This is a genomic window from Halomonas sp. 141, assembly GCF_002810305.1.
In the GTDB taxonomy this organism is placed as follows: Bacteria; Pseudomonadota; Gammaproteobacteria; order Pseudomonadales; family Halomonadaceae; genus Vreelandella; species Vreelandella stevensii.
The window spans coordinates 83,538-109,185 of record NZ_PINZ01000005.1 but is presented as its reverse complement, the minus strand read 5'-3'; the positions used below and the strand labels follow the sequence as shown (position 1 = coordinate 109,185).

The following is a 25,648-nucleotide window of genomic DNA, read 5'->3' as shown; positions in this document are numbered from 1 at the left end:
GCTCACGTTAGCGTAATTGGCCAAAGCCGCCCGTTGTGGGCTTCAACGCTAGCTTAGCGAGCTGGATGGTCGCACCACCGGGTGCGCCGGTAGTGGCGGTAATAGAGGATCAGCACCAGCGAACGTGTCACGGTGAACAGGGTGAGTGCCAGCCACAGGCCATGATTGCCAGCATCCTGTAGCCACCACCAGCAGGGCAGGTAGACGGCCAGCCCGGCAAAGATGCTGTTACGCATTTGGCTGACGGCGGTGGTACCAATGAAAACGCCGTCCAGCAGGTAGCTCCACACGGCGATCAACGGCATCAGCACCATCCAGGGTAGATAGACGGCGGCCACCGCGCGCACTTCTTCCAGCCCGGTGAGCAGGGCAATTAGCTGGTTGCCGAACAGGGCAAACAGCAGGGCGGCGGCCCCGGCGGTCCAGAAGGAGAAGCGTGCCGCGGCCCGGACGGTGGCGGCGAACGCTGGCCAATCACGGCGCCCGTAGGCTCTGCCCACCAGCGATTCTGCGGCGTGGGCAAAGCCATCCAGGGCGTAGCTGGTCAGCATGATGAACTGCAGCAGCACGGCGTTGGCGGCCAGCACGGTATCCCCCTGGCGAGCCCCCTGGGCGGTGAAGAATGCCATGGCGAACAGCAGCCCCAGGGTGCGCACGAACAGGTTGGCGTTGACATTGAACAGCGCCGCATAGGCGCTCCATGCCAGCAGCCGCTGGCGCTGAAAGTGGCCCTCGAGAAGCCCCAGTTGGCGCATCACCAGATAACCGCCAAACGCCAGCGCGCTGTAGTCGGCCAGTACGCTGGCCAGCGCAACGCCGTTGCTGGTCATGCCCAGCCCCACCACGAACCAAACATCCAGAAGGATGTTCACACCGTTGGTCAGTAGCAGGATCATCAGCGTCACTCGGGAATTCTGCTGCCCCAGAAACCAGCCCAGGATGGCATAGTTGGCCAGCACGGCAGGAGCCGACCAGAGTCGGATTTCAGCGTATTCCCGGGCCAGCGGGGTGGCCTCGGCGCTGCCGTCCAGCAGCCACAGCCCCAGCGAGATCAACGGGGAGCCCAGCAGGATCAGTAGCACGCCAATCCCGGCGGCGATGATCAGCGATTGGCCCAGCAGGTTGCGTACATCGCTGGGCGCATCGCGCCCCATGGCTTGCGCCACCAGGCCAGTGGTGCCCATGCGCAGGAACCCGAATCCCCAATAGAGAAAGCTGAACAGGGTGGCCCCCAGCGTGACGCCTGCCAGATAGCGGGGGTCGGGCAGGTGGCCCACCACGGCGGTATCCACCAGTCCCAGCAGCGGAACGGTGATGTTGGAGAGAATAATGGGCCAGGCTAACGCCCAGATACGCACGGGTCAGGCTGCGGTGATGATGCGGTACTTCTCCATCAGCTGTGCCTGGGTCTCGAGGCGCTCCGGGTCCAGGGGAATACAGTCGACCGGGCACACCTGCTGGCACTGAGGTTCGTCGAAGTGGCCGACGCACTCGGTGCACAGGTTGGGATCGATGACATAGATCTCCTCGCCGGGAGAAATGGCATCGTTGGGGCATTCGGGTTCACAGACGTCGCAGTTAATGCATTCGTCAGTAATCATCAGGGCCATGGGCATACCTCACGAATGGCGGAGCACTCGGGCGGTGGTATACCCGAGTATTTTACTCAACAATAGCGATGGTTAACCAGTGTAGTGCTTACGCAGCGCCTCTGCGACCTGCGGATGCACCAGCGCTGAAATATCGCCTCCCAGCTTGGCGATTTCACGCACGATGGTCGAAGAGATGTAGGAGTTTTCCACCGCAGGCGTCAGAAAGACACTTTCCAGCTCGGGGTTCTGGGCGCGATTCATGTTGGCCAGCTGTAGCTCGTACTCGAAATCCGAGACGGCGCGCAGGCCGCGCAGAATGATCGTCGCGCCCTGTTCGTGCATCATGGTGGTGAGTAGCGACGAGAAGCCGATCACCGACACGTTCTCCAGCGAGGCGCACACCTGCTGAGCCAGCGCGATGCGGGTCGGCAGCTCCAGCGCGGGGCGTTTGCCAGGGCTGGCCGCCACGGCGATGACCACCTGATCGAACATGCGCGCTCCACGCTCGATGAGATCGAAGTGGCCATTGGTGATGGGGTCGAAGGTACCGGGGTAGACCGCGATATTGCGGCGAGGGGCGCTCATGACTGCCCCTCGCCGTTCAGTGAGCCAAACGGGTTGTCGACGTTCAGCGATACTGCCTGGTGGTAGCCGGGGATATGAATGCGGTCGGCCCGGATATCCAGCTCCGGGCCTTCCAGCACGGCTTCGCCAAACTGGTAGCGCGGGGCGTAGTGGCCCTTGTCCGCCTCGCTGAGATACGCGGCGGCCTGGGCACGCACGGTTTCCCGCTTGGCTTTCCAGGCCTCCACGGCAGCGCTGCCATGGCGCTGGAGCAGCAGCTGCTCGGTGACCTGGGGGGACAGCACCACGCCGGTGGCGTTATTGCCACCAAACCCTTTGGCGTTGATGAAGGCGGCATCGGCGCTGAACGCCTGGGGCGTCGTGAAAAAGCGCAGCCGCTCGGCATAGACGTCATCGGCCACTGCATCCAGAGTGGGAATGCCCGGCAGCAGGCCGTGGGCGAAGCTGCCCAGGGCGCTGGCCAGCTGGTCGCCCGCCGCAGAGCCCTGGGAGTGGCCAATGAACGCTTTGATGGCCACCACCGGCCACTGCTCGATTCCGTTCGCACGGGCAATCTCATCGAACACATGGGATTCCGTGGTGCGGTTCTTGGGCGTACTGGTGCCATGGGCATGCAGATAGGTACGCTCCTTGAGCGCGGTCTCTCCCAGCATGTTCCTGACCAGCGCCGCAGCCTTGCCCAGCGTGATGTAGTTGCCGATCCCCGGCGCCGAAATGGAGCGCTTGTAGCCGTCGGCGTTGACGAACACATCGGGGACGGCCCCCAGAATGTCGGCCCCCAGCGTCAGAGCCAGCGTATCGTCCATCAACAGCACGAACTGGCTGGCTTCGGCCATGGTGAAGCCGCAGTTGCGGGCAAACGGGCGGCAGGCGCGCTGGTAGTCGGCATCGGTGAGCAGCGTCAGGGCGTCCAGGGCTTTCAAGCTGGCGTCGTCTGCCAGCGCGCCCATGGCCCGAAAGCCTTCGATGATCTCGGGGGTGATCGGCGCATCGGCGGTGCCGACCATGACCACGCGGCGGCGTCCGGCGCGAATATCGTCGATGCCCAGGCGCAGGTTGTAGAGGAAGCTGGCGCAGGCGCCCAGCGCCGCGCCGGTGCCACCCACGCTGCCCAGTACATAGGCATTGAGGAAATCGGCCGGCATCTGCCCGTACCCCAGGGGCATCTGCTTGGACGTTGCGCGCTGGCCACTGACCAGACTCTTCAGCAGCCCGCCCCAGCCTTCGTCATCCAATTGACCAATCGAGTTGCCCGCATAGACGGCGATATGGTCAGGGTTGAGCTGCTGGCGCAGGGTCTCCCAGTCAAGTCCACTGGCGCCAAGGCAGTCGCTGGCCCCGAAAATGGCCATGGCCAGCCCGCGCGGGTGGTGTACGCTGCGGTACAGGCTGGCTGGGTCGAACCCGGAGGGCAGCTGGGCAGCGGCCTTCACCTTGGGTTCCTGAGTATCGGGTAGCAGGACCTCCAGCATGCCCGCTGGCAGGGTCACTTCTACTTCTCGGGCGTCCAGTTCGCGTACTTCCCAGCCTTCCGGCAGCTGCTCGGGCAGCTGTTTGCGACGCAGCGTGACGCGCACGGGCTCGGCCAGCGCCAGCTCTGCACGGCGGTTGGCGGGCATGCCCGGTGCCTGGAAGCGTGGATCCTCGTTACGGCGGATCAGGGTATGGTCAAGCACCTGCTCACGCAGCAGGCTGGCAGGCGAGTCAAGGGGCTGTCCTGCGCTGTCCTGCCAGCCATGGTCGGAGTGCTCGGCGAGACGCATGAGCGCGGCCAAGCCTTCCAGTGTTTGGCGCTGCTGATCGGCGGGTAAGGCATCAAGCACGGTGCGGCGGAAGGCCTGATGGCCCGAGGTTCTGCCGGCGGGATTGATGCCGCCCATGCCGACAATCACCGGTAAGTGTGACAAGCCGGGTTCCTCGTGGTGCGGTGGTGTTTAATGACAATTATCGCCAGGAGGCCGTTTCACAGCGCCTGTCCTGAACTTAATAGTGAGCTTAATAGCGACTCTGGCGTGATCATAGCACCGGGCGAGCAACGGCGTCATGCCGCGCAGCCGGGAGACTGATAGAATCACGTTTTTTTCATGCAGAGGATGTCATGCAGCACACCTCACGATCGGTGACTTCCAACCAACCGGGACCACACCAGGATGTGGTGCGGCGCGTCGAGCGTGCCCTGGCGCATCCGCTGCGCAAACCCATTGCCGAGCATACCCGCCTGGCTTTCGAACAGGCGGACCTCTGGCGGCGCCAGCACGCTGCACCGTTGATCATCGATGCAGGATGCGGAGTCGGGCTATCGACCCGCCGTTTGGCGCAGAGGTTCCCCGACCACTGTGTGATCGGGGTGGATCGCAGCGCAGACCGGCTGGGGCGAGATCACGGCGAGCTGCCGGGCAATGCGCTGCTGGTGCGTGCCGACCTGGTGGATTTCTGGCGCCTGGCGCAGGCAGCCCGGTGGGCGCCTGCGCGTCATTATCTGCTCTATCCCAACCCTTACCCCAAGTCGGCCCACTTGAAAATGCGCTGGCATGGTCATCCGGTTTTCCCCACACTGTTGGCGCTGGGTGGGCGGCTGGAGCTGCGCTCGAACTGGGACCTCTACGTGGAGGAGTTTGCCCAAGCCGTGCAGGTGGTCACTGGGCGTGAGGCGGCGGTGGCCCAGGTAACGCCCAACGGCGACTATCTGACGCCGTTCGAAGCCAAGTATGATCAAAGTGGCCAGGCGCTATGGCGCTTGACCATCGATTTAGAGCGGCCGTAGCGAGTTTCTTCCTGAGCATGGCCAGCGTTTTCCACGATGAATCTGTATTGATACTGTGTACTGAGGTAGTCCAACGTGACGTGTTTTTTTAATTTACCTGCGCGCTGGCTGCGCGCCAGTATGGTGGCAGGCGTTGCCAGTGCCGCGCTCTGCGCCAGCACCTCTCTGTGGGCGGATTTCACTCGGCTGAGCCAGCTGGAGGCCAAAGGGTTTTCGGTGAGTGCCGAGGCGCGCCTGCTGGAGGGGGGGAGCCCCAGCGAGCTGCTGTTGGGAAGCCTGAACCCCGAGCGTCAGCTGTCGCCTGCGTCGGTGACCAAAGCCTATATGGCGGCTGCGCTACTCAACCGCTTTGGCCCCCAGCACCGCTTTACCAGCCAGCTGGTGAGCACCGCGCCCGTGGAGAATGGCGTGCTCCGTGGCGATCTGGTGTTCGAAGGCGGCGGTGACCCTGGGCTGACCAGCGAAGACCTCTGGCGGCTGGTGCAGCGCCTGCAGCTGGCAGGCGTCGAGCATGTGGACGGTGCGTTGGTGGTCAGCCAGTGGCGCTTTGGCCCGGTGGAGTGCATCACCACCGACCGCTGCAACGCACGCACGCGGGTCGCCAATGCTTACAGTGCGCCGCTGACCTCGGCGGGGGTCAACTTTGGCACCTGGTGCGTCAACGTGGCGCCCGCTACCACTGCTGGGCAGCCCGCGCGCACGGGCTTGTGTGACAGCGCCGCGCCGCTGATCGTGATCGACAACCAGGTCGTCACGCGCCCGGCCAATAGCGGCACGGAAATCAGCGCCGAGCGAATCACCGATGAGCGTGGCGACGTCATGCGCCTGACCGGGCAGATTTCCACCAACGCGGCGGCCCGGGATGTCTACCGTGGGGCTGGCGATGCCGCTGAGCAAACGGCGCAAACACTGCAGGCCATGCTGAATCAGGCCGGTATCACCGTGCGTGACCCATGGCGTGTGGGCTCGACGCGTCCGCCCAGCGAAGCACGTCGCCTGGCGGCCGTCGATGGACAGCCGCTGCAGGAGCTGCTGCTGCGGACGATGAACTATTCCAACAACTACATGGCCGATGTGCTGGCGCTGAACCTGGTGGAAACGCCCCAGGCGCAGCTGCGACAGGCGGGCCAGGCTATCGAGGCCTATGCCCAGGGGCTGTCTGGCCACGGGCCGATCACGCTTTCCAGCGGTAGCGGCTTGACCACGGACAACCGCACGTCGGCCCATGGTACCAACGTGATGCTGGAAGACATGTATCGTCAGAGCGCGCTGTTTCCGAGCTTCGTGGCATCGTTTCAGTCGCCTGCCAACGGGGTGATGCGCTTCATTCGCCGCGGCTCGCCCACGTTCCAGAACAACGTCATGCTCAAGACCGGCACGCTGAATCAACCCTTTGCCGTGCGCGCAGTGGCGGGCTATTTCCGCACGGCGCAAGGGCGCTGGGGGGTGTTCAGCGTACTGGTCAACGGCAGCGGCAGTACCCCTTATCTGAGCTGGCCGGAAGTCCTCGACCCGCTCTCCCTGGATCTGGACGCCATGATCCTGGCTCATTAATCAACGTGCAGACGAGACAACGGGCATGAAGCCACAACACACCGGGTTAACCCATCTGGTTCACTCCACGCGCTACTCATGGAAAGGCCTGAAGGCCGCGTTTCGTAACGAAGCCGCTTTCCGTCAAGAGTTGGCCATTGCCGCCGTACTGCTGCCGTTTGCCTGGTGGATCGGCGAGGGCCCGGTCAGCTGGCTGCTGCTGGTGGGCAGCCTGCTGCTGGTACTGATCGTGGAGCTGTTGAACAGCGCCATCGAGAACGTGGTGGACCGTATTGGCACCGAACATCACGAACTCTCTGGCCGTGCCAAGGATATCGGCTCGGCGGCGGTCATGCTGTCACTCATCATGGCGGGGCTCACCTGGGGCCTGTTAGGCTGGGAGAAGTGGCTGGGCTGACCCGCTCCCATGGCCCAGACAAGCAATGAAAGGCCAGCAATGACAGACCCGTAATGACCGACAAGCAATGAGTCGTGTCACTTCGACGTGCGTTAGGCGCAGAGGTAGATATGCAGACACCGCAGGCTCTCTTTTCCACCACCACGTTGCCTGACGCACTGTCAGGCCCGGCCGCCGATGCTCGGCAGCGTCTCGTGGATGCCCTGACACAGGCCGACAACCTGGCCTCGATGACCGGCAAGGCACTGCCCTCTGGGCCATGGCATGACCTGCCAGAGGCGCGTCGTGAAGCGCTGGCCCGCGTGGTGACGGTCTCGACGTTCGCATTGGAAACCCTGGCGCGCTTTCCCCACTGGCTGGCCGAGCTGGAGGCTTCTGGGGAGCTGGACCGCGCTCCCGACAAGGCGACGCTCGTGCAGTGGCTGCACGACGCCCTGGCAGGCTGCGAGGAGGAAGAGAACCTGCAGCGTACCCTGCGCCGCTTTCGCCGTGCCCGTATGTTGGGCATCGTCTGGCGTGACCTGAACCGGCCTGCAGGCGCCACCATGTGGCAGACGGCGCAGTCGGTTTCCTGGCTGGCAGAAGTGTGCATCGAGGCGGCACTGGGTTGGCTGGAAAATTTTTACGCCTCTCGGTGGGGGCTGCCTGACGTGCGAAGTGATGGCTCACCCCAGCGGCTGGTGGTGCTGGGCATGGGCAAGCTGGGCGCGGGCGAGCTGAACCTCTCCTCCGATATCGACCTGATCTTTGCGTTCCCCGAAAAAGGCGAAACCCAGGGAGGGCGCAAACCCCTCGAGCATCAGGAGTATTTTACCAAGCTCGGCCAGCGCTTGATTGCTGCCCTGGATGCCATGACGGCTGACGGCTTCGTGTTTCGCGTGGACATGCGTCTGCGCCCGTTGGGCGACGGTGGACCGCTGGTGGGCAGCTTCTCGATGCTGGACAGCTACTATCAGGATCAAGGGCGTGAGTGGGAGCGTTACGCCATGCTCAAGGCGCGCCCCGTGGCAGGGGATATCGACGCCGGGCAGACGTTGCTGGCGAGCCTGCGCCCGTTCGTCTATCGCCGCTATCTGGACTTCGGTGCCATCGAGTCGTTGCGCGAACTCAAGGCGATGATCAACCGGGAAGTCAAACGCAAGGGCATGGAGAGCAATATCAAGCTGGGGCCCGGGGGCATTCGCGAAGTCGAGTTCATCGTGCAGGCGTTTCAATTGATTCGCGGAGGGCGGGATACCGAGCTGCAAGTGACATCGCTGTACGCGGCCCTCAATCGTCTGCCTGAACTGGGCTTGCTGCCCACTGCCGTGGTGGACGAGCTGCTGCCGGATTACGCCTTCTTGCGTGATCTGGAACATGCCATTCAAGCCCTGGAAGATCGCCAGACCCAGCAACTGCCCACCGATGACGATGATCGCGAGCGGGTGGCCTTCGCGCTGGGCTACGACGGCTGGTCATCCCTGCAGGAGCAGTTGAACCGCGTGCGTGAGCGGGTGCGCCGACACTTCGATGCCGTGATTGCCGACCCCGAAGAAGAAGCCGACGCGCCGCAGAGCGAAAACGCCCTGGCGCAGTGGCGCTTGCTGTGGCGCGAAGAGCTGGAGCCCGACGAGGCGCAGGCCTTGCTGGCCGGGGCAGGGTTCCATGAGCCTGAGCGAGCCCACAAGCGGCTGGTCAGCTTCTACCACTCACGGGCAGTGCAGAGCATGCAGCGCATTGGCTTCGAGCGGCTGGACGCCCTGATGCCGCTGCTGCTGGAGGCATTGGCCAGCAGTGACGCGCCGGATACCGCCTTGGCGCGGGTGCAGCCCTTGATCGAGGCCGTGCTGCGTCGGACGGCCTATCTGGCGCTGCTGCGTGAAAACCCCCATGCGCTGGAGCATCTGATGCGGCTCTGCTGCGCTAGCCCCTGGATTGCCGAGCAGCTGGCCAGATACCCCATCCTGCTCGATGAGCTGCTCACCCCGGACACGCTCTACACGCCTGCCGACAAGGCGCGCCTTGCCGACGAGCTACGCCAGACGCTCAATCGCCTGCCCGAGGATGACGAAGAGGCGCAGCTGGAAGCACTGCGGGTCTTCAAGCACGCCCAAATGCTGCACGTCGCGGCATCGGATGTGGTCGGTACGCGGCATCTGATGAAAGTGAGCGATTACCTGACCTTCATTGCGGAAGTGATTCTGGAAGCGGTGCTGGCCATGGCCTGGAAGCACTTGGCCCGCAAGCATGGCGTGCCCCCTGGTTGTAATAACCGTGAGCCGGCGTTTCTGATCATTGGCTATGGCAAGCTGGGCGGCATCGAGCTGGGCTACGGCTCGGATCTCGATCTGGTGTTCCTGCACGACAGCGACGGCAAGGGCGCCACCGATGGCCCGCGCCCGCTGGACACCCCGGTCTTTTTTACTCGCCTGGGGCAGCGCATCATTCACCTGCTGACGGCCATCACGCCTGCGGGCAGCCTTTACGAGGTGGATATGCGGCTGAGGCCTTCGGGTAACGCTGGCCTGCTGGTGACCTCGCTGGAGGCTTTCGCCGACTATCAGCGTCAGAATGCCTGGACCTGGGAGCACCAGGCGCTGGTGCGAGCTCGAGTAGTGGCGGGCAGTGACGCACTGGCCGCGCGCTTCGAGACGCTGCGTGGTGCGATTCTGGGCGTCGAACGTGCCCAGGACACCTTGCGCAGCGACGTGGTCAACATGCGCCACAAGATGCGTGACCATTTGGGCAGCAAGGGAGCGGCCAATACCGTGAGCACCGAGGGCACCTTCGACTTGAAACACGATGCGGGTGGCATGGTGGACATCGAATTCCTCTGCCAGTATGCCGTGCTGGCCTTTGCCCACCAGACGCCCGCGCTGCTGACCTACAGCGACAATATCCGCATTCTGGAAACCCTGGCCGATAGCGGGCATATCACCCCCAACGAAGCCGAACAGTTGAAAGAGGCTTACCTGGCTTACCGCAGCCGTACACACCGAGCCGCGCTGACCGGCGAAAAGGCAGAAGGAAGTGCCCGCGAGCTGGCGAGCCATCGTCGCGTGGTGGCGGACTTGTGGCAGCGTTTTCTGGGCGACTGATCCACCAAGGGCTAATGGGCAGCCGCCCTGCTGAAAAGATAGCCTGAAAAAGATAGCCTGATAAGCAGTAGCCTGATAACAACAAGGACGACAGGACATGCATGCCACAACCCCAGCGGGCTCGCCGGTTCGGCAGGGCCGCCCATGACTGGCCACATACTCGCCACGCTGCTGCCGGTATTCCTCATTGCTGGCTGCGGCGCTGCCTACGGGCGCTACCGCAGCCCCGACATTGGCAGCTTGAATACCCTGAACATGGAGCTGTTCGTGCCGCTGCTGGTATTTGCCGTACTGGCTGACCGCCAGGCGCCGCTGGCCGACTATGCCTGGCTGGCAACGGCGGCTGCCCTGGTGGTGCTGGGTTCCGGCCTGGTGCTGTGGCCGGTGGCCAAGTGGCTCTCGCTGGACATCAAGGTCTTCCTGCCGCCCATGATGTTCAACAACTCCGGCAACATGGGAGTGCCGCTACTGGTGCTTGCCTTTGGGCCCGAGGCGCTGCCCGCTGCCGTGGTGGTGTTCATCATCGAAATGCTGCTGCATTTTTCGGTAGGGCTCTACATGCTGGACCCGCGTACTTCCCTGTGGCGGATGCTGCGCATGCCCATCGTGGCTGCCAGCGTGGCAGGGCTGCTGGTCAATGTGGGGGGAGTGGCACTGCCCAGTTGGCTGTTGGAAGCCATGCACATGTTGGGAGGTATCTGTATCCCGCTGATGCTGTTTGCCTTGGGGGTACGGCTGCTGGAGATCGATTTCAGCGACTGGCGCACAGGGTTGCTGGGTGCCGTGCTGTGCCCGCTGTCGGGGCTGGTGGTCGCCTTGCCCTTGATGTGGCTACTGCCTTTGAACCCGCTGCAGACCGCCGTGCTGCTGGTATTTGCAGTGCTGCCTCCGGCAGTGCTCAACTATCTGGTCGCGGAACAGTACAAGCTGGAACCCCACAAGGTGGCTTCGCTGGTACTGATCGGTAATCTGGGCAGTCTGGTGGTCATGCCGCTGGCGCTGGCAGCGGCCTTTGCCTGGATACAAGCACCACCCTGGTGACGTGCTGACCAGGTGACGTGCCGACTCAGTGGCGCGGCTCGTCTTTCACCTCATAGCTGCCTTCCAGAACGTTCTGGTGCGGGCGATGGCCATGAGATGCCTGGCTTTGTGAAGAAGCATGACGTTGAGAGGCATAGCCGCCACCAATATCCTGAGCCTGCTCGGCACGCATTTGTTCCATGCGCTTTTTCATCTTGTGGCGTACGAAGGGCATCATGGCCCAGCCGATCAGCAAAAATATCAGGCCCAGTACCATGCCGACGATCATCAGCGCCCCGAAGGCAAGCCAGGTCAGCAGCAGCTTGACGCTGCCCATGACGCCAGTGGGGCGTGACTGAGCAGCTCGGGCGCGCCACTGGTGCGCAGCTTGCCAAGCAGCATTACGTTGATCGCGATTCATCTGTGGCATATATGCCTCCATCGTTCGTTTGCCTTATTGGAACATACCCCGATGGGCAAGTTCACTCTTGTGCTCGCCGTTTATCCGATTTGAAAATCAGTAAAGGCTAATTATGCAGCGTTAAACACCTGACATGCGGCTTCCCCCGTTGAGTGTTAGGATTTATGAGAACGCACCAGGAGAGTGCCAACCAAGTTCATTAACCAGGGTGGTGATATGACGAATCATGGAGGCAAGTCGGTATTTATCGCTTCGGCGATCATTATTTTCGGCTTGGTCATTATTGGCGCAGCGTTTCCAGAGGCCTTTGGCAATGCGGCGGAAACGGCACTGGCAACCGTTACGGAACTGTTTGGCTGGTTTTATCTGTTTTCGGTCTTTGGCTTTGTCGTGTTCTTGATTGGTCTTGCGCTGAGTAAATACGGCAAAGTGCGCCTTGGGCCACAGGATAGTACGCCCAGCTACAGCTTCTTTTCATGGATCAGTATGTTGCTGGCGGCTGGTTTTGGGGTAGGCCTGGTGTTTTACGGTATGGCCGAACCCATGTCGCACTACATCAACCCACCTTACGGCGATGTGCCCGCCGAAAGCGAAGCTGCCGCCCGTTATGCCATTCAGTACAGCTATTTCAACTGGGGTATCCACCAGTGGGCGGCGTTTTCGGTCGTGGGCCTGATCATTGCCTATTTTCAGTTTCGCAAGGGCCAGGCGGGGCTCGTATCGTCGGTTCTCTCTTCGGTCACCGCAAAACATCCACGAGTGCGCCCCTACGCGTCCTGGCTGGATGTGTTTGCGGTCGTGGCTACCGTCATGGGGGTCGCTACCTCACTAGGGTTGGGCGTACTGCAGATGAACGGCGGCTTGAACGCCGTTTTTGGCTTGCCTGAAAACGGCTGGTGGCAGTTCGTGATCCTGCTGGTGATGTTTTGTGCCTACATGGCCTCCACCTGGTCAGGGCTGGATAAAGGCATCAAGCGGTTATCCAACCTCAACATGGTGCTGTGCATCGGTTTGATGGTCTATGTACTGGTCACGGGGCCGACGGTGGCCATCCTGGAAACCATCACCTTGGGGATCGGTGATTATCTGCAGAACTTCATTGGCATGAGCCTGCGTATTTCCCCCTATAGTGATAACGAGTGGGCCAGCAACTGGACGATCTTTTACTGGGCCTGGGTGATTGCCTGGTCTCCCTTCGTCGGCACCTTCGTGGCTCGTGTTTCACGTGGGCGTACGATCAAGGAGTACGTGTTTGGGGTGCTTTTCGTGCCGCCGCTGTTGGCCTGCCTGTGGATCGGGGTGTTTGGCGGTGCCGCTTTGAACCTGGAGCTCAACGGTGATGTGGGGCTGGCGGCGGCCACGGAAGCGAATATCACGGTGGCATTGTTCGAGATGTTTGCCCTGATGCCGTTTTCTGGCCTGCTCTCGGTCATTGCCATGATGTTGATCTTCATTTTTCTGGTGACTTCGGCGGATTCGGCGTCGTACATCGTGGCGCAAATGACTGACAATGGCTCGATCAACCCGCCCCTTTACAAGCGCATTATCTGGGGCGTCTTGATTGCCGCGATTTGCCTGACGCTGATCGTGGCAGGCGGGCTTTCGGGGCTGCAGTCTGCAGCCGTGCTTGCGGCGCTACCGTTTACGTTCATTTTGTATATGATGATTGTCGTCCTGGTACGGGAGCTGCGTGCCGATCGTAAAGCCATGCTGACCCAGCTGTATCGGCGTCATGGTGAAACCCCGGTGGGAGCCGATGCTTTCGAGGCCGAGCAGCTGGGTGAAGAAGAGCGACTGCGTCGTGCGCCCAGCGTAGTGAACCGGCGTATCAATAGCTAATCAACAGTGTCGATAGAGGACGCACCGATGGAACAGGCGTGCTAATGGCCCGACAGGGACGTCACGGAGCCACGCGAAGGCAGCCCAAAGGCGTTGCCTTCGACCGTTGGCTGGATCGTATCGTAACCGTCGCCGTAGTGACCGCTATGGTGGTGGGACTCTCCGCCGTCCTGGCGCACTGGCTGCTGTAACGAGCTGCTGAGTGCCTTCGAGCAACGCCCGGCTAAGCCGGGCGTTTTTGCGTTTCGATGCGATTTCGGCCACGGCGCTTGGCATGGTAGAGCTGCTGGTCGGCCCTGCTGAGCAATTCGTCATGACCCAAGGGATGGTCAGGGGTGGTCGTTGCAATGCCCATGCTGGCGGTCAAGTGCGAATGCGTGGTGGAATAAGCATGGGGAATGGCCAAGGCAAGAATGGCCTGACGTAGGCAGTGGGCGGTTTGCATGGCTTCATCGGCATCCACGCCGGGAAGCACACACACAAACTCTTCCCCGCCGTAACGTGCCAGCAGGTCGCGGTGCGGTGTGATGCAGCCATTGAGCGCCTCAGCGACAGCACGCAGCGTGTCGTCACCCATGGCGTGGCCATAGTGATCGTTGAACTCCTTGAAGTTGTCGATATCGATAAAAATCACCGACAAGGACTGATGCTGGCGTGCACCGCGTTGCCACTGCTAATCTTGAGCTTCTTTTCCTGTGAGTCCTTTATATGCTGCCCAGTGCTGCGCCAGTGATTAAAACGCCTTATGCTTCCCGCCGGGAAATTTTCGGCTGGGCAATGTTCGATTTTGCCAATCAGGCCTATACGTTATTAATTATTACCGTGGTATTTGGCGAGCTGTTTACCACCGTCATTGTGGGGGACCGCAATGACGGCTTTCGCCTGGCCAACTTTTTGTGGAGCCTTGCGCTGGCGATCAGTTATCTGATGGTGGTGATCACGGCTCCCTTGTGTGGCGCGATCATGGATTATCGTGCCGAGAAGAAGCGCTTTCTGTTCTTCAGCTATCTGGCCACGGTGCTGACCACCGCCATGCTCTATTTCGTGACGCCAGGCTACGTGGTGTTGGGGCTGCTGCTGATCGTGCTTTCGAACTATGCCTACTCCATGGGCGAATCGTTCATTGCTGCCTTTCTTCCCGAGTTGGGCCCACCGGATGCATTGGGACGGATTTCCGGGTTTGGCTGGGCGTTAGGCTATGTGGGTGGACTGGTGGCTGCAGGTTTCACGCTGATGGTGCTGGGCGAGGCGACGGCGGATAATTTCGAGCAGATCCGCTGGGTGGGGCCCTTCGCAGCCGGGTTCTTCCTGGTGGCGGCAATCCCTACGTTCCTGTGGCTGAAAGAGCGTGGCATACCGCAGCCCGCTGGCGTCCCTTACCGTCAGATTGCTCGGCAGCGGATCATGGGCACCTTTCATGAGCTGCGTTACTTCAAGGATTTGAGCATTTTTCTGGTGTCGCTGCTGTTCTCCATGGCCGGTGTTTACATCATCATCGCTTTTGCCTTTATTTACGGGGCCCAGGTCATTGGCTGGGATGAGAGCGTACGCAATATCATGTTCATCATCGTCCAGGTGACCGCGGCCACCGGGGCCATCGGTTTTGGCTTTTTGCAGGATCGCCTGGGCGCCAAACGCACTTATCAGATCACCCTGGGGCTATGGGTAGCCGCCATCGTCGCCATTTGGGCCACGCCTGAACTCACGGCCTGGTTGAATGGCCGTTTCGGGCTGGAGTGGCAGGCGCAGCATCTCTTCCTGTGGGTAGGCTGTCTGGCGGGCTTGAGCCTGGGATCCAGCCAGTCCGCCAGCCGTGCCCTGGTGGGGGTCTTTTCCCCGTTGCCGAAATCTGCCGAATTTTTTGGTTTCTGGGGGCTGGCCAACAAGCTCGCAGGGGTGATGGGCATCGTCATGCTGGGGGTGTTGCAGGCCCTGATAGGCCTTCAGGCCTCCATTCTTCTGTGTGTGGTGCTGTTCATAACGGCTATGCTGATTTGTATGTTCGTGAACGAACGACGGGGTCGCGATGCCGCGGCGGCTTGGAAAAGCTCCTGAACTCGTGAGGTACGTCATGACGACAGCCAAGTCACAGCAGGGCGGTATCGTCATGATGCTGCTGTTCTGGGTGCTGCTGATCGGTGTCGGCACCTGGTGGGTCCAGGGCGGGCTCGAGCAGATGCTGTACCCCAATGCCCAGATCATGAATACGTCGCCGGAGAATGGCCCTGTCACGCTCAAGCGCAACCGTGCCGGCCACTTTGAAGCGCCGGGTGAGATCAACGGCGAAAGCGTTACGTTCCTGCTGGATACCGGCGCGACCTATGTGGCCGTGCCCGGGGAGTTGGCAGCGCAGCTGGGCCTGGAGCCTGGTCGGCGTGCCTGGTTCAATACTGCCAATGGCCGTGTCGAAGGCAGCCTGACTCAGCTGGATGAAGTGGCGCTGGGCGGCATCCGCATGAGTAACGTGCAAGGCTCCATCAGCCCAGGCATGGAGCGGGATACCGTCCTGTTGGGCATGAGCTTTTTGAATCACCTGGCCATCGAGATTCGCGGTGGTGAAATGATTCTACGTGTGCCAGAACCTTGAACCAACCTTGTGCGCTTGCCTAACATGTGCTTAGCTAAATGCTCACGGATGCAACCCAACAAGGAGTTACCATGGGTATTGAAGTCGGCGGTTTGTTAGGTTTGATTTGGCTCGTCATTGTCGTGTGGGCCATCGTCAAGGTCGCCAAGAGTTCGGCGGGCGGCCTTGCCAAATTGCTATGGATTATCGTGCTGTTGATGTTCCCGCTGGTGGGCCTGATTGCCTGGTTTTTGTTGGGGCCCAAAGGGTAGCGTAACCAACGGCTAACACTGTTGAACAGGCAGATATTAAAAAAGGCAGGCCCTATGGGCCTGCCTTTTTGCGATCAGTGCGATGGACGCGCTCGAGTCAGCTGTTACTATCGCTGGGTGGGGCCTTGTAATGCCCCGGGATTTTTAACTTCTCACCGTTGGGCAGATCGCGCACCTGGGTGGGTACATAAACACGCTTGATCACACTTTTTGCCTTGCCATTTTCCATGGCGATATCCTCCTGCCACATTGTCGACAGTTGCGCCTTCACATTAGCGCTTGATGGTGGAAGAATCAAGCCACCCACGGAAACGTCAGGAAGATGGGTACTGAACGTTGATCAAAGGGCAGGCGTTACCGCGGTTTTAGGGTATCCTGAAAGCGGTCACAACCTGCGGTTGCAAAGGGGTGTGCGGGTGACAACACAAACTGCCTAAGCGGAGTGAAGGAAAAGGATGGTGGATCACTTGGAACAGCAATTTCAAGCACTTGGGTCGCAGGAGGCGGTAACGCCCGACTACCCCGACCAGGATCATGTGCTGATTATTGAAGATGATCAGCGCTTGGCGGAGCTCACCCGTGACTACCTGGAAGCCAACGGCTTTCAAGTGACGATCGAGGCGGATGGTGCCAAGGGGGTAGATCGTATCCTGACGCTGCAGCCGGATCTGGTGATTCTGGATCTCATGCTGCCCGGTGAGGATGGCCTGGCCATCTGCCGCCGCGTGCGGCCCAATTTCGCCGGGCCGATCATGATGCTCACCGCGCGCACCGACGACCTGGATCAGGTGCTGGGGCTGGAAATGGGCGCCGATGACTACGTACCGAAGCCGGTACAGCCGAGGGTGTTGCTGGCCCGTATGCGTGCCCTGTTGCGACGTGCCGACGGCCCTGCTCCCGACGGTGAAATGCGCCTGAAGTTCGAGAATCTGGAAATCGACAACGCCACCCGCGAGGCCTGGTTGGCAGGTGATCGCATCGACTTGACCAGCGCTGAGTTCGACCTTTTATGGTTGCTTGCCCGCAATGCGGGGCGGGTGTTGACGCGGGAAGAGATCTTCAGCGATTTGCGCGGCATCAAGTACGATGGCCAGGATCGCTCGATCGATGTGCGGGTCTCCCGTATTCGCCCCAAGATTGGCGATGACCCCAATCAGCCTCACCGCATCAAGACGGTGCGTAGCAAGGGCTATCTGTTCGTCAAGGACAGCTAACCAGGAGAGGTCGCCCAATGCGGCGAGTGCTGAGTCACGGCTCGTTTTTACGCTTCTACCTGCTCCTCGGGTTAGCGCTATGCGTGGTGTTTCTGATTGCCCTGGGTGGGCGCTCGTTCATCGAGCAAGTGCGTCGAGAGGATTACCGAGAACAGCTGGCTGCGTTGCCCATGTCGATGATGACTCAGCGCCTGGCCAGCGTGGCTGAGGAGGAGCGTGACGCGCTATTGGGCGAGCTCTCCGAGCGCCTGGGCATGCAGCTAGCGCTGCGTCGCATGGCCGATACCCCGCTGGGCTATTTCGAACGATCACGCATCGAGCGGGGTCGTGTGCTGGTGGCGGAATCCCCCTGGCAACTGCGCCAACGTTTGCCGGATTCTCCACGCCAGCATGAGGTATGGCTGCTGGAAGCGAATTTTGCGGCCTGGGGGGAGCGCCAATGGCAGGGTAGCCTGGTGGCGTTGGGCGAGTGGCTGGCTAGCATGCCGCCTCAGGAACGGGCCGATACCCTCAGCCACTTGCGCCCTGGTAGCTGGCCATTGACGCTGCTGAGCGCACCGCCAGAGGACCTGACTGCCGAACAGCGCTTTCAGATGACGCTCGGGGGCGTCATTACCCGACTGATGTCCGACAAGCTCGCCATCACGCTGCTCTACCAGCTCCCCGTCCCGCCGGGTGACGCTCCCCAGTGGCTACAGGCAGGACCGGTGACCCGGGGCGACACCCTGCCGCTCAACTTGCATCTTCCTTTACTGGTTGGCCTGATGGCCGTGCTCAGTCTGATCGTTTATCTGATCATGCGTAGTATCGAATCACGCATGGCGCGACTGGAGTTGGCGGCAACCCGCATCGCCAGTGGCCGCCTGGAAACCCGTGTAAAAGTGGAAAGCGGTGATTTTCTCGGTCGTGTCGGCATGGCGTTCAACGGTATGGCCAATCAGGTGCAGAGCTTGCTGCGAGGCCAGCAGGAGATGATCCGCGCGGTCTCCCATGAGTTGCGTACCCCGGTGGCGCGTATCCGCTTTGCCGTGCAGATGGTGGAAGACATGACCGACCAGCCAGCCATTCAGAGGCAGCTACAGGGCATCGATGCCGATATCGCCGAGCTGGATGAACTGGTCGATGAGATTCTGACCTATGCACGACTGGGGGGAGAAACCTTGCACGGTGCCGAGCTTGAAATGAGCCTGGTCGACTGCCGTGCCATGGCCCATCGAGTCATCGAGACTCTGGCGCCGCTGCATGGTGGGCTGACCCTTGCCCTCGACTCGGGTCCGGACATCGAACTGCTGGCCGAGCCTCGCTACCTCCAGCGGGCGCTTCAGAACCTGGTGGGAAATGCTTGCCGCTACAGCAAGTCACAGGTGGTCATTCGGCTCTGGGATGAACCCCATCTCGTACGCATCGATGTGGAAGACGATGGGCCGGGCATACCGCTGGAAGCCCGGGCCGATATCTTCAAGCCGTTTGCCCGACTGGACGATAGCCGAGCCCGCAGCTCGGGCGGGTATGGCCTCGGGTTGTCCATCGTGCAGAAAATCATGAGTGGTCATGGCGGCAGCGTCACCGTGGACAGCAGCCCAGCGCTGGGCGGCGCCCGCTTTACCCTGCTCATTCCTCGTCGCGATTCGCCGGCCTGATCCCGGAGAGCACCGCAAAGGAAGTCTCCTGAGCCGTGCGTAGAAAGTCCTGCATCCACGGCGCCTCCATGGTCTCTTCACGAATGGCCGCGTACAACGTGCTCCAGATGCCCTGTTCTCCCAGCTTGACGGCACTAACGTAGTGGCGCTCCAGATACTCGGTCAAGGCCCAGTTGGGTAGCGCGCAAACCCCACGGCCGCTGGCCACCAGCTGCATCATCATGATGGTCAATTCGGCCGTACGAATCTCCCTGGGGCGCACATTGGCGGGCGTCAGGAATTGGGTGAAGACGTCCAGTCGTGACTGTTCCACCGGGTAGGTGATCAACGTCTCTTCGGCCAGCGCGGTGGGCAGAACATACGCACTGCCCGCCAGCCGATGCTGACGGGCCACGGCCAACAACCCCTCGTAACGAAACAGCGGCTCGTAGTGGACCCCTTCCAGTGGCTGTGGGTCGGCGGTGATGACCAGATCCAGCTGTTCGCGGGCCAGGGCAGGCAGAGGGTCGAAATGGTGGCCGCTGGGAATGTCGATTTCCACTTCCGGCCAGTGGTCACGAAAATAGTCCACGGTGGGCATCAGCCACTGAAAGCAGCTGTGGCATTCGATGGCCATGTGCAGGCGCCCCTGCTCTGTGCCTGCCAAACGCGCCAGGTCCCGCTCGGCCTTGCGTACTTCGGGCAAAATATCATCGGCCAGCGCTAACAGGCGCAAACCGGCGCGAGTAAATTCCACGGGGCGCGTCTTGCGCACGAACAGCGCGCTGTCGATACGGCCTTCCAGGTCTTTCAGCTGGTGGGAAAGCGCCGACTGGGTGAGGTGCACGCGCTCGGCGGCTTCCACCAGCGATCCTGTCTCCCTTAGCGCCAGCAGCGTGCGCAAATGGCGTAGCTCAATCATGGTGAGTGGTTTTCATGTTTTATATTAGAATCTTTAGTTTGATTCACTTTGGTGCGGTGAGCAAACTGAGTGACATCATTCGCATGGGAAGGATTCATCATGACAGTGTCTCATATACTCGGCTACCCCCGCATTGGTGCACAACGTGAGCTGAAGAAAATCACCGAGGCCTACTGGCGCGGTGACGCCACCCGAGAAGCCCTGGAGAGCACCGCTCAGGCGCTACGGCTCCATCATTGGCAAATTCAGCAGGCGGCTGGATTGGACATGGTCAGCGTCGGTGACTTCGCCTTTTACGATCAGGTGTTGAATGTCTCGGCCATGTTGGGGGCGGTACCCGAGCGCTTTGATGCTGCCGATGAAGTCAGTCACGGTAGGGTAGACCTGGATACCGCGTTTCGTATGGCTCGCGGGCGAGCACCCAGCGGAAAGCCCGCTGCCGCTTGCGAGATGACCAAGTATTTCGATACCAACTATCACTACCTGGTGCCCGAACTTCACCAGGGCCAACGCTTCACACTGGCCTCGGAGCGGCTGTTCGATGAGGTCGATGAAGCGCTGCAGGCAGGGTTCACCCCCAAGGTCACACTGGTGGGGCCTCTGACCTGGTTGTGGCTGGGCAAGACCAAGGGCAGCCGTTTTGATCGACTCACGCTGTTGGATAGCGTGCTGGATGTCTACAGCGATATCCTGGCGCGCTTGGCGACCCAGGGCGTGGAGTGGGTGCAGCTCGATGAGCCTGCTCTGGTGCAGGACTTGCCCGTGGCTTGGCAGCAGGCGTACGAACGCGCTTATCATCGCCTTCAGGCGGCACCGTCGAAACTGTTGCTGGCGACCTATTTTGGCGCCCTGGGCGATAACCTTGCCTTGACCACTCGACTGCCGGTCGCTGGGCTGCATATCGATGCTGTGCGTGCTCCAGAGCAGGTCGAAAGTGTCATTGACCGTTTGAGTCCGCACCAGATTCTTTCGCTCGGTTTGGTCGATGGCCGCAATGTCTGGCGGGCCGATTTGGCCGCCTTGCGTGAACGCCTGCTGCCCATCAAGGTGCGTCTCGGCCGGCGGCTCTGGCTGGCGCCCAGCTGCTCGCTGCTCCATGTGCCCGTGGATTTGGCCCAGGAAGATAGCCTGGACCCGGAGCTGCGATCATGGCTGGCCTTCGCTCGTCAGAAATTGGACGAGGTGGTCAGCCTAGCGCGTCTGATCGACAACCGCGCCACGCCTGCCGATGAGCAGCGCTTGAACGAGGCCACACGTGCGCTGGACACGCGGCGTGAGTCGCGGCGTATCCACCAGCTCGAGGTAAGCACGCGCCTCGCAGGCATCACACCAGCAGATAGCCAGCGACGGTCAGCTTACCCCCAACGCGCGCTGGAACAGCGGCGTGCGCTGGCGCTCCCACTGTTTCCCACCACTACCATTGGCTCCTTCCCGCAAACCAGCGAGATTCGTGAAGCACGACGAGCATTCAGAGCCGGTGAGCTTGGACAGTCCGATTACGACGCGAGAATGGAGCAGGAAATTGCCTATGTCATCGCACGCCAGGAAGCTCTGGGGCTGGATGTATTGGTACATGGCGAAGCCGAACGTAACGACATGGTGGAATACTTCGGTGAACAGCTGGACGGCTTTGCCTTTACCCGATTTGGCTGGGTACAAAGCTACGGTTCACGCTGCGTCAAACCGCCGATCATCTATGGTGATGTAGCCCGCCCCGCGCCCATGACGGTGCGCTGGAGTGAGTACGCCCAGTCGCTGACGCAAAAGCCGATGAAGGGCATGTTGACCGGCCCGGTGACGATTCTCCAATGGTCCTTCGTGCGTGATGACCAGCCCCGAGCCCTCACCTGTCGCCAGATAGCCCTGGCACTGCGTGATGAAGTTCGTGACCTGGAAAGCGCGGGAATTCGGGTGATCCAGATTGACGAGCCCGCCCTGCGTGAAGGCTTGCCGCTGCGCCAGAGCGAGTGGCAGCCCTACCTGGATTGGGCCGTCGAGAGCTTTCAGCTCAGTGCGGCCGGGGTTGCCGACAGTACCCAGATTCACACCCATATGTGTTACTCGGAGTTCAACGATATCATCGGTGCCATTGCGGCCCTGGACGCGGACGTGATCACCATCGAAACATCGCGCTCTGACATGCAGCTGTTGGATGCTTTCCAGGACTTTGCTTACCCTAATGAAATTGGGCCTGGGGTATACGACATTCACACGCCCAACACTCCCGAGGTGAGCTGGATGGCCGCGCTCATGGAGAAGGCGTTGGAAAAGATTCCCGCTGAACGGCTATGGGTCAATCCTGACTGCGGGCTGAAAACCCGTGAGTGGGCCGATGTGGAGCCGGCCCTGGCCAATATGGTGAAAGCTGCCCGCCAGCTGCGCCAGCAACACACGTGAGAGGGAAGTGTGCCTGAGCCGCCCCGGCTGGGCGGCGGCCTCGGCGTCAGCTCTTCGTGGCGTAAGCGTAGAGCAGTGTTTCCTGGGCGCTGATGGCATCGCCGTGGCCCGGGTCCTGAAGCTGGTAGCTGCCATCGCTCTGCAGTAGCCAGCTCTGGCAGTTATCGACCAGGTAGGTCTCCAGGTCCTTGCGCACCCGGGTGGCGAGTTTCTTGTCCAGCAGCGGGAAGCAGGTTTCCACGCGGTGGAACATGTTGCGCGACATGAAGTCGGCGCTGGAGCACCAGGTTTCCGGTTTGCCGTCGTTATGGAAGTGAAAGACTCGGGTATGTTCCAGAAAGCGGCCAATGATCGAGCGTACGCGAATGTTGTCTGATACGCCCGGCACGCCGGGTTTCAGGCAGCACATGCCGCGAATGATCAGGTCGCACTCCACGCCCGCCTGAGAGGCTCGGTAAAGCGCCTTGATCAGCTTGGGCTCGGTCAGCGAGTTGCACTTGATGATGATATGGCCACGTTTGCCCTTGCGGGCGACCTGGGCTTCCCGATCGATCATTTCCACCAGCCGCTCGTGCAGCGTGAACGGCGCGTGCAGCAGCGTATCGATCTTACGCGCGCGGCCCATGCCCGAGAGCTGCTGGAAGACCTTGTGCACGTCGGCACACAGCGCCTTGTTGGCAGTCAGCAGGCTGTAGTCGGTATACAGCTTGGCGGTCCTGGCGTGGTAGTTGCCGGTGCCCAGATGTGCATAGTGACGCAGCTCACCCCGCTCACGGCGGACGATATGCAGCATCTTGGCGTGGGTCTTGTAGGCCATGATGCCGTAGATGACGATGGCCCCGGCTTCCTGTAGGCGCGAGGCAAGCTGCAGGTTGTCTGCTTCGTCGAAGCGTGCCCGTAGCTCGATGACCACGGTGACCTCCTTGCCCTGGCTGGCGGCATCCACCAGCGCGCTGACGATGGAGGAGTCGGCACCGGTACGGTAGAGCGTCTGCTTGATGGCCAGTACGTCCGGGTCGCGTGCGGCTTCGCGCAGCAGGTCTTCGATGGGGGAGAAGGCCTGGAAGGGGTGGTGCAGCAGAATGTCGTTGTTGGCAATGGCGCTGAACAGGCTGCCGCCCTTCAAGCCCTTGGGCACGCTGGGGGTAAACGGGCGATAGAGCAGCTCGGGGCGGTCCACGTCGCCCAGCACGGCCATCATGCGGGTCAGGTTCACTGGCCCCTGTACGCGGTATAGATCGTCGTTGTCCAGCTCGAACTGGCGTAGCAGGAAGTTGATGAGCTCATCCGGGCAGTTATCGGCGACCTCCAGGCGTACGCCGCTGCCATAGCGCCGTGCTAGCAGCTCGCCGCGTAACGCCGATGCCAGGTCTGAGACCTCTTCCGGGTCGACGGTCATGTCCGCATTGCGGGTCAGGCGGAACTGATAGCAGCCGCGCACGCGCATGCCGGGGAACAGCTCTTCGGCATGGGCATGTATGAGCGAAGACAAAAAGACATACTCGGTGTAGCCCTCTGCACACAGCTCTCTGGGCAAGGCCATCAGCCGTGGCAGCGAGCGTGGGGCGGGCAGAATCGCCATGCCGCCAGCACGGCCAAAGGCGTCTTTACCATCGAGCTCGACGATGAAGTTGAGGCTTTTATTGACCAGCCGAGGGAACGGATGAGAGGGGTCCAGGCCGATGGGGCTGATGACCGGCATGATCTCGTTATCGAAAAATTCCCGCGCCCAGGCCTTCTGCGCCTCGGTCCATTGATCGCGGCGGCGAAAACGTAGCCCCTGGGCTTCCAGGGCAGGCAGCAGGGTGTCATTGAGGATCGCGTATTGGCGGGCGATTTGCTGGTGGGCAATGGTGGAAATCTCCCCCAGCACGGCCTTGGGTAAGCGACCATCGGCGGCGGTGGTGTCATCGCCCAGCGCCATTTGATGTTTGAGCCCTGCGACCCTGATTTCGAAGAATTCATCCATGTTGGACGAGAAGATCAGCAGGAACATGAGACGGTTCAGCAGCGGGTGCGCATCGTCCAGCGCCTGCTCCAGCACGCGAATATTGAACTGCAGGTGCGAAAGCTCTCGATTGAAGTAGAGCTGTGGGTCATCCAGGTTGGCTTCCGGGAGTACTTCACGGGCCTGTACTCCTGTCGGTGTACGGTTGACCCGTAAAGGCAGTACCTCGGTACTGTCGCTAACGAAAGTCTCGTTACCGGGCACTGCACTGCTGACATCGGTGTTGGAATCGGCTGAGTTGTCTTCCATGCTGGCCCCCTGCGGTAATGGCGCTTGCCCATGCTGCTTGTTATAACGCGAATTGCGTCAAGTATGCAGGGGGAAGATGACAAACAGGTGTCACCGATTTGTCATCTTGATGGCGTCAGCGCTGCAAAAGACGCGCCGCTTCCAACGCGAAGTAGGTCAATATGCCGTCGGCACCTGCCCGTTTGAAACACATCAGCGATTCGAGAATCACCGGCTCTGCGGCCAGCCAGCCGTTGTCGAAGGCCGCGCGGTGCATGGCGTACTCACCGCTCACCTGATAGGCGAAGGTCGGCACCTGCAGCTCGCTTTTGACACGCCGCACCACGTCAAGGTAAGGCATGCCTGGCTTGACCATCACCATGTCGGCGCCTTCGGCGATGTCCAGCGCCACTTCGTGCAGTGCTTCGTCGCTGTTGGCGGGGTCCATCTGATAGGTGCGTTTGTCGGCCTTGCCCAGGTTGGCGGCGGAGCCGACGGCATCCCGGAAGGGGCCGTAGTAGTTCGACGCGTACTTGGCGCTGTACGCCATGATGCGCACGTTGTGCAGCTGCTCCTGCTCCAGTACCTGGCGAATCGCACCAATCCGGCCATCCATCATGTCGGAGGGGGCCACGACATCGGCGCCGGCTTCCGCATGAGAAAGAGCCTGCTTGAGCAGCGTGTCCACCGTACGGTCGTTTTGCACGTAGCCCTGGGCATCGAGAATGCCGTCCTGACCGTGGCTGGTGTACGGGTCCAGCGCCACATCGGTGATGATGCCAAGCTCTGGCACGGCTTCCTTGAGGGCACGCACGGTGCGCTGTACCAGGCCACTGGCATTGTAGGCCTCTTCGGCCAGCTCGCTTTTTTGCTCGGCGCCGATCACCGGAAACAGTGCCAGGGCCGGTATGCCCAGGGCATGGGCCTCCTTGGCTTGCTCGATCAGCAGGTCGATGGACAGACGCTCCACGCCGGGCATGGAGGCCACCGCTTCACGCTGATTTTCGCCTTCCAGCACGAACACCGGCAGGATCAGGTCGTTGGGCGTCAGGGTCGACTCCTGCATCAAACGGCGTGAGAAGTCGTCCCGGCGCATGCGGCGCATGCGGGTGGCGGGGAAGTGGCGCGGGCTTGAGGTGTTCAACGGCTCTCTCCAGACAGTCTCGAAAAGGA

Annotated in this window: 22 protein-coding genes and 1 pseudogene; 13 read left to right on the top strand and 10 right to left on the bottom strand. The window is 61.2% G+C overall.

Annotation, left to right across the window (positions count from 1 at the left end):
• Positions 1 to 53 precede the first annotated feature (53 nt).
• The 4 genes from CWI66_RS04225 to CWI66_RS04210 all read right to left on the bottom strand — a co-directional run bounded on the left by CWI66_RS04225 (position 54) and on the right by CWI66_RS04210 (position 4,057).
• A complete protein-coding gene (locus CWI66_RS04225; RefSeq protein ID WP_100731005.1) occupies positions 54 to 1,358 on the bottom strand; it encodes an MATE family efflux transporter in 1,305 nt (434 codons plus the stop codon).
• Positions 1,359 to 1,361: 3 nt separating this feature from the next.
• The gene (locus CWI66_RS04220) at positions 1,362 to 1,610 is read right to left on the bottom strand and encodes a YfhL family 4Fe-4S dicluster ferredoxin (protein ID WP_100731004.1); all 249 of its coding nucleotides are present in this window, start codon (positions 1,608 to 1,610) and stop codon (positions 1,362 to 1,364) included.
• A 72-nt stretch (positions 1,611 to 1,682) separates the two neighbouring features.
• Positions 1,683 to 2,177 carry a pantetheine-phosphate adenylyltransferase gene (coaD, locus tag CWI66_RS04215; protein ID WP_039182878.1) on the bottom strand — a complete coding sequence of 165 codons (495 nt, stop codon included), beginning with the start codon at positions 2,175 to 2,177 and terminating at the stop codon, positions 1,683 to 1,685.
• Entirely contained in the window at positions 2,174 to 4,057 is a 1,884-nt protein-coding gene (locus tag CWI66_RS04210; protein ID WP_100731003.1) for a beta-ketoacyl synthase, read from the bottom strand. Before CWI66_RS04210 ends, coaD begins: the two co-directional genes overlap by 4 nt.
• Positions 4,058 to 4,275: 218 nt before the next feature.
• Here CWI66_RS04210 and trmB point away from each other — a divergent pair, with 218 nt between their 5' ends.
• The 5 genes from trmB to CWI66_RS04185 all read left to right on the top strand — a co-directional run bounded on the left by trmB (position 4,276) and on the right by CWI66_RS04185 (position 11,010).
• Entirely contained in the window at positions 4,276 to 4,941 is a 666-nt protein-coding gene (trmB, locus tag CWI66_RS04205) for a tRNA (guanine(46)-N(7))-methyltransferase TrmB (RefSeq protein WP_081136372.1), read from the top strand.
• A 120-nt stretch (positions 4,942 to 5,061) separates the two neighbouring features.
• Entirely contained in the window at positions 5,062 to 6,495 is a 1,434-nt protein-coding gene (gene dacB / locus CWI66_RS04200) for a D-alanyl-D-alanine carboxypeptidase/D-alanyl-D-alanine endopeptidase (protein WP_232710743.1), read from the top strand.
• Positions 6,496 to 6,520: 25 nt separating this feature from the next.
• Positions 6,521 to 6,892 carry a diacylglycerol kinase gene (locus CWI66_RS04195; protein ID WP_016916107.1) on the top strand — a complete coding sequence of 124 codons (372 nt, stop codon included), beginning with the start codon at positions 6,521 to 6,523 and terminating at the stop codon, positions 6,890 to 6,892.
• 110 nt (positions 6,893 to 7,002) lie between these two features.
• Entirely contained in the window at positions 7,003 to 9,969 is a 2,967-nt protein-coding gene (gene glnE / locus CWI66_RS04190) for a bifunctional [glutamate--ammonia ligase]-adenylyl-L-tyrosine phosphorylase/[glutamate--ammonia-ligase] adenylyltransferase (protein WP_100731002.1), read from the top strand.
• 144 nt (positions 9,970 to 10,113) lie between these two features.
• The gene (locus tag CWI66_RS04185; RefSeq protein WP_100731001.1) at positions 10,114 to 11,010 is read left to right on the top strand and encodes an AEC family transporter; all 897 of its coding nucleotides are present in this window, start codon (positions 10,114 to 10,116) and stop codon (positions 11,008 to 11,010) included.
• 25 nt (positions 11,011 to 11,035) lie between these two features.
• Here CWI66_RS04185 and CWI66_RS04180 read toward each other — a convergent pair whose 3' ends face one another.
• Positions 11,036 to 11,419: a hypothetical protein gene (locus CWI66_RS04180; protein ID WP_081136365.1), complete on the bottom strand. Its 384-nt coding sequence runs from the start codon at positions 11,417 to 11,419 to the stop codon at positions 11,036 to 11,038.
• A gap of 207 nt (positions 11,420 to 11,626) precedes the next feature.
• Here CWI66_RS04180 and CWI66_RS04175 point away from each other — a divergent pair, with 207 nt between their 5' ends.
• Together CWI66_RS04175 and CWI66_RS18175 are read left to right on the top strand one after the other, a co-directional pair.
• Positions 11,627 to 13,249, top strand: a complete 1,623-nt coding sequence (locus CWI66_RS04175; protein ID WP_100731000.1) for a BCCT family transporter — start codon at positions 11,627 to 11,629, stop codon at positions 13,247 to 13,249.
• A 44-nt stretch (positions 13,250 to 13,293) separates the two neighbouring features.
• Entirely contained in the window at positions 13,294 to 13,440 is a 147-nt protein-coding gene (locus CWI66_RS18175; protein WP_016916112.1) for a hypothetical protein, read from the top strand.
• 32 nt (positions 13,441 to 13,472) lie between these two features.
• Here CWI66_RS18175 and CWI66_RS04170 read toward each other — a convergent pair.
• Positions 13,473 to 13,910 (bottom strand): annotated as a pseudogene (locus tag CWI66_RS04170) (GGDEF domain-containing protein); the annotation flags it as partial.
• A 47-nt stretch (positions 13,911 to 13,957) separates the two neighbouring features.
• Here CWI66_RS04170 and CWI66_RS04165 point away from each other — a divergent pair.
• The 3 genes from CWI66_RS04165 to CWI66_RS04155 all read left to right on the top strand — a co-directional run bounded on the left by CWI66_RS04165 (position 13,958) and on the right by CWI66_RS04155 (position 16,087).
• Positions 13,958 to 15,304: an MFS transporter gene (locus CWI66_RS04165; RefSeq protein WP_081192717.1), complete on the top strand. Its 1,347-nt coding sequence runs from the start codon at positions 13,958 to 13,960 to the stop codon at positions 15,302 to 15,304.
• Between the two features lie 16 nt (positions 15,305 to 15,320).
• Entirely contained in the window at positions 15,321 to 15,836 is a 516-nt protein-coding gene (locus tag CWI66_RS04160; protein ID WP_016916117.1) for a retropepsin-like aspartic protease family protein, read from the top strand.
• Between the two features lie 71 nt (positions 15,837 to 15,907).
• The gene (locus CWI66_RS04155; RefSeq protein WP_039181690.1) at positions 15,908 to 16,087 is read left to right on the top strand and encodes a PLDc N-terminal domain-containing protein; all 180 of its coding nucleotides are present in this window, start codon (positions 15,908 to 15,910) and stop codon (positions 16,085 to 16,087) included.
• 97 nt (positions 16,088 to 16,184) lie between these two features.
• Here the strand turns inward: CWI66_RS04155 and CWI66_RS17950 are convergent, their stop codons facing one another.
• The gene (locus CWI66_RS17950) at positions 16,185 to 16,358 is read right to left on the bottom strand and encodes a hypothetical protein (protein WP_157808948.1); all 174 of its coding nucleotides are present in this window, start codon (positions 16,356 to 16,358) and stop codon (positions 16,185 to 16,187) included.
• A 184-nt stretch (positions 16,359 to 16,542) separates the two neighbouring features.
• Between CWI66_RS17950 and CWI66_RS04150 the strand changes: the two genes are divergently transcribed.
• Together CWI66_RS04150 and CWI66_RS04145 are read left to right on the top strand one after the other, a co-directional pair.
• Complete coding sequence (locus CWI66_RS04150) at positions 16,543 to 17,301, top strand: winged helix-turn-helix domain-containing protein (RefSeq protein ID WP_016916119.1); 759 nt, start codon at positions 16,543 to 16,545, stop codon at positions 17,299 to 17,301.
• A 17-nt stretch (positions 17,302 to 17,318) separates the two neighbouring features.
• Positions 17,319 to 18,941, top strand: coding sequence for an ATP-binding protein (locus CWI66_RS04145; protein ID WP_100730999.1), 1,623 nt, complete (start codon positions 17,319 to 17,321; stop codon positions 18,939 to 18,941).
• On the opposite strand, the gene CWI66_RS04140 is transcribed toward CWI66_RS04145, so the two are convergent.
• Positions 18,913 to 19,842, bottom strand: a complete 930-nt coding sequence (locus CWI66_RS04140; RefSeq protein ID WP_100730998.1) for a LysR family transcriptional regulator — start codon at positions 19,840 to 19,842, stop codon at positions 18,913 to 18,915. The genes CWI66_RS04145 and CWI66_RS04140 overlap by 29 nt on opposite strands.
• Positions 19,843 to 19,941: 99 nt before the next feature.
• Here CWI66_RS04140 and metE point away from each other — a divergent pair, with 99 nt between their 5' ends.
• Entirely contained in the window at positions 19,942 to 22,239 is a 2,298-nt protein-coding gene (gene metE, locus CWI66_RS04135) for a 5-methyltetrahydropteroyltriglutamate--homocysteine S-methyltransferase (protein WP_100730997.1), read from the top strand.
• 46 nt (positions 22,240 to 22,285) lie between these two features.
• On the opposite strand, the gene ppk1 is transcribed toward metE, so the two are convergent.
• Positions 22,286 to 24,496: a polyphosphate kinase 1 gene (gene ppk1 / locus CWI66_RS04130; protein ID WP_100730996.1), complete on the bottom strand. Its 2,211-nt coding sequence runs from the start codon at positions 24,494 to 24,496 to the stop codon at positions 22,286 to 22,288.
• A 115-nt stretch (positions 24,497 to 24,611) separates the two neighbouring features.
• Positions 24,612 to 25,619 carry a porphobilinogen synthase gene (gene hemB / locus CWI66_RS04125; RefSeq protein ID WP_016916124.1) on the bottom strand — a complete coding sequence of 336 codons (1,008 nt, stop codon included), beginning with the start codon at positions 25,617 to 25,619 and terminating at the stop codon, positions 24,612 to 24,614.
• Between the last annotated feature and the right edge of the window lie 29 nt (positions 25,620 to 25,648).

What these genes read in the sequence shown, in the direction of transcription:
- CWI66_RS04155 (WP_039181690.1), top strand. Translation starts at nt 15,908, where the DNA reads ATGGGTATTGAAGTCGGCGGTTTGTTAGGTTTGATTTGGCTCGTCATT.
- glnE (WP_100731002.1), top strand. Translation starts at nt 7,003, where the DNA reads ATGCAGACACCGCAGGCTCTCTTTTCCACCACCACGTTGCCTGACGCA.
- CWI66_RS04140 (WP_100730998.1), bottom strand. Translation starts at nt 19,842, where the DNA reads ATGATTGAGCTACGCCATTTGCGCACGCTGCTGGCGCTAAGGGAGACA.
- coaD (WP_039182878.1), bottom strand. Translation starts at nt 2,177, where the DNA reads ATGAGCGCCCCTCGCCGCAATATCGCGGTCTACCCCGGTACCTTCGAC.
- CWI66_RS04180 (WP_081136365.1), bottom strand. Translation starts at nt 11,419, where the DNA reads ATGCCACAGATGAATCGCGATCAACGTAATGCTGCTTGGCAAGCTGCG.
- metE (WP_100730997.1), top strand. Translation starts at nt 19,942, where the DNA reads ATGACAGTGTCTCATATACTCGGCTACCCCCGCATTGGTGCACAACGT.
- CWI66_RS04160 (WP_016916117.1), top strand. Translation starts at nt 15,321, where the DNA reads ATGACGACAGCCAAGTCACAGCAGGGCGGTATCGTCATGATGCTGCTG.
- CWI66_RS04145 (WP_100730999.1), top strand. Translation starts at nt 17,319, where the DNA reads ATGCGGCGAGTGCTGAGTCACGGCTCGTTTTTACGCTTCTACCTGCTC.
- dacB (WP_232710743.1), top strand. Translation starts at nt 5,062, where the DNA reads ATGGTGGCAGGCGTTGCCAGTGCCGCGCTCTGCGCCAGCACCTCTCTG.
- CWI66_RS04185 (WP_100731001.1), top strand. Translation starts at nt 10,114, where the DNA reads ATGACTGGCCACATACTCGCCACGCTGCTGCCGGTATTCCTCATTGCT.
- CWI66_RS04195 (WP_016916107.1), top strand. Translation starts at nt 6,521, where the DNA reads ATGAAGCCACAACACACCGGGTTAACCCATCTGGTTCACTCCACGCGC.
- CWI66_RS04150 (WP_016916119.1), top strand. Translation starts at nt 16,543, where the DNA reads ATGGTGGATCACTTGGAACAGCAATTTCAAGCACTTGGGTCGCAGGAG.
- CWI66_RS04220 (WP_100731004.1), bottom strand. Translation starts at nt 1,610, where the DNA reads ATGGCCCTGATGATTACTGACGAATGCATTAACTGCGACGTCTGTGAA.
- CWI66_RS04175 (WP_100731000.1), top strand. Translation starts at nt 11,627, where the DNA reads ATGACGAATCATGGAGGCAAGTCGGTATTTATCGCTTCGGCGATCATT.
- CWI66_RS04165 (WP_081192717.1), top strand. Translation starts at nt 13,958, where the DNA reads ATGCTGCCCAGTGCTGCGCCAGTGATTAAAACGCCTTATGCTTCCCGC.
- CWI66_RS04210 (WP_100731003.1), bottom strand. Translation starts at nt 4,057, where the DNA reads ATGGGCGGCATCAATCCCGCCGGCAGAACCTCGGGCCATCAGGCCTTC.
- CWI66_RS18175 (WP_016916112.1), top strand. Translation starts at nt 13,294, where the DNA reads ATGGCCCGACAGGGACGTCACGGAGCCACGCGAAGGCAGCCCAAAGGC.
- ppk1 (WP_100730996.1), bottom strand. Translation starts at nt 24,496, where the DNA reads ATGGAAGACAACTCAGCCGATTCCAACACCGATGTCAGCAGTGCAGTG.
- trmB (WP_081136372.1), top strand. Translation starts at nt 4,276, where the DNA reads ATGCAGCACACCTCACGATCGGTGACTTCCAACCAACCGGGACCACAC.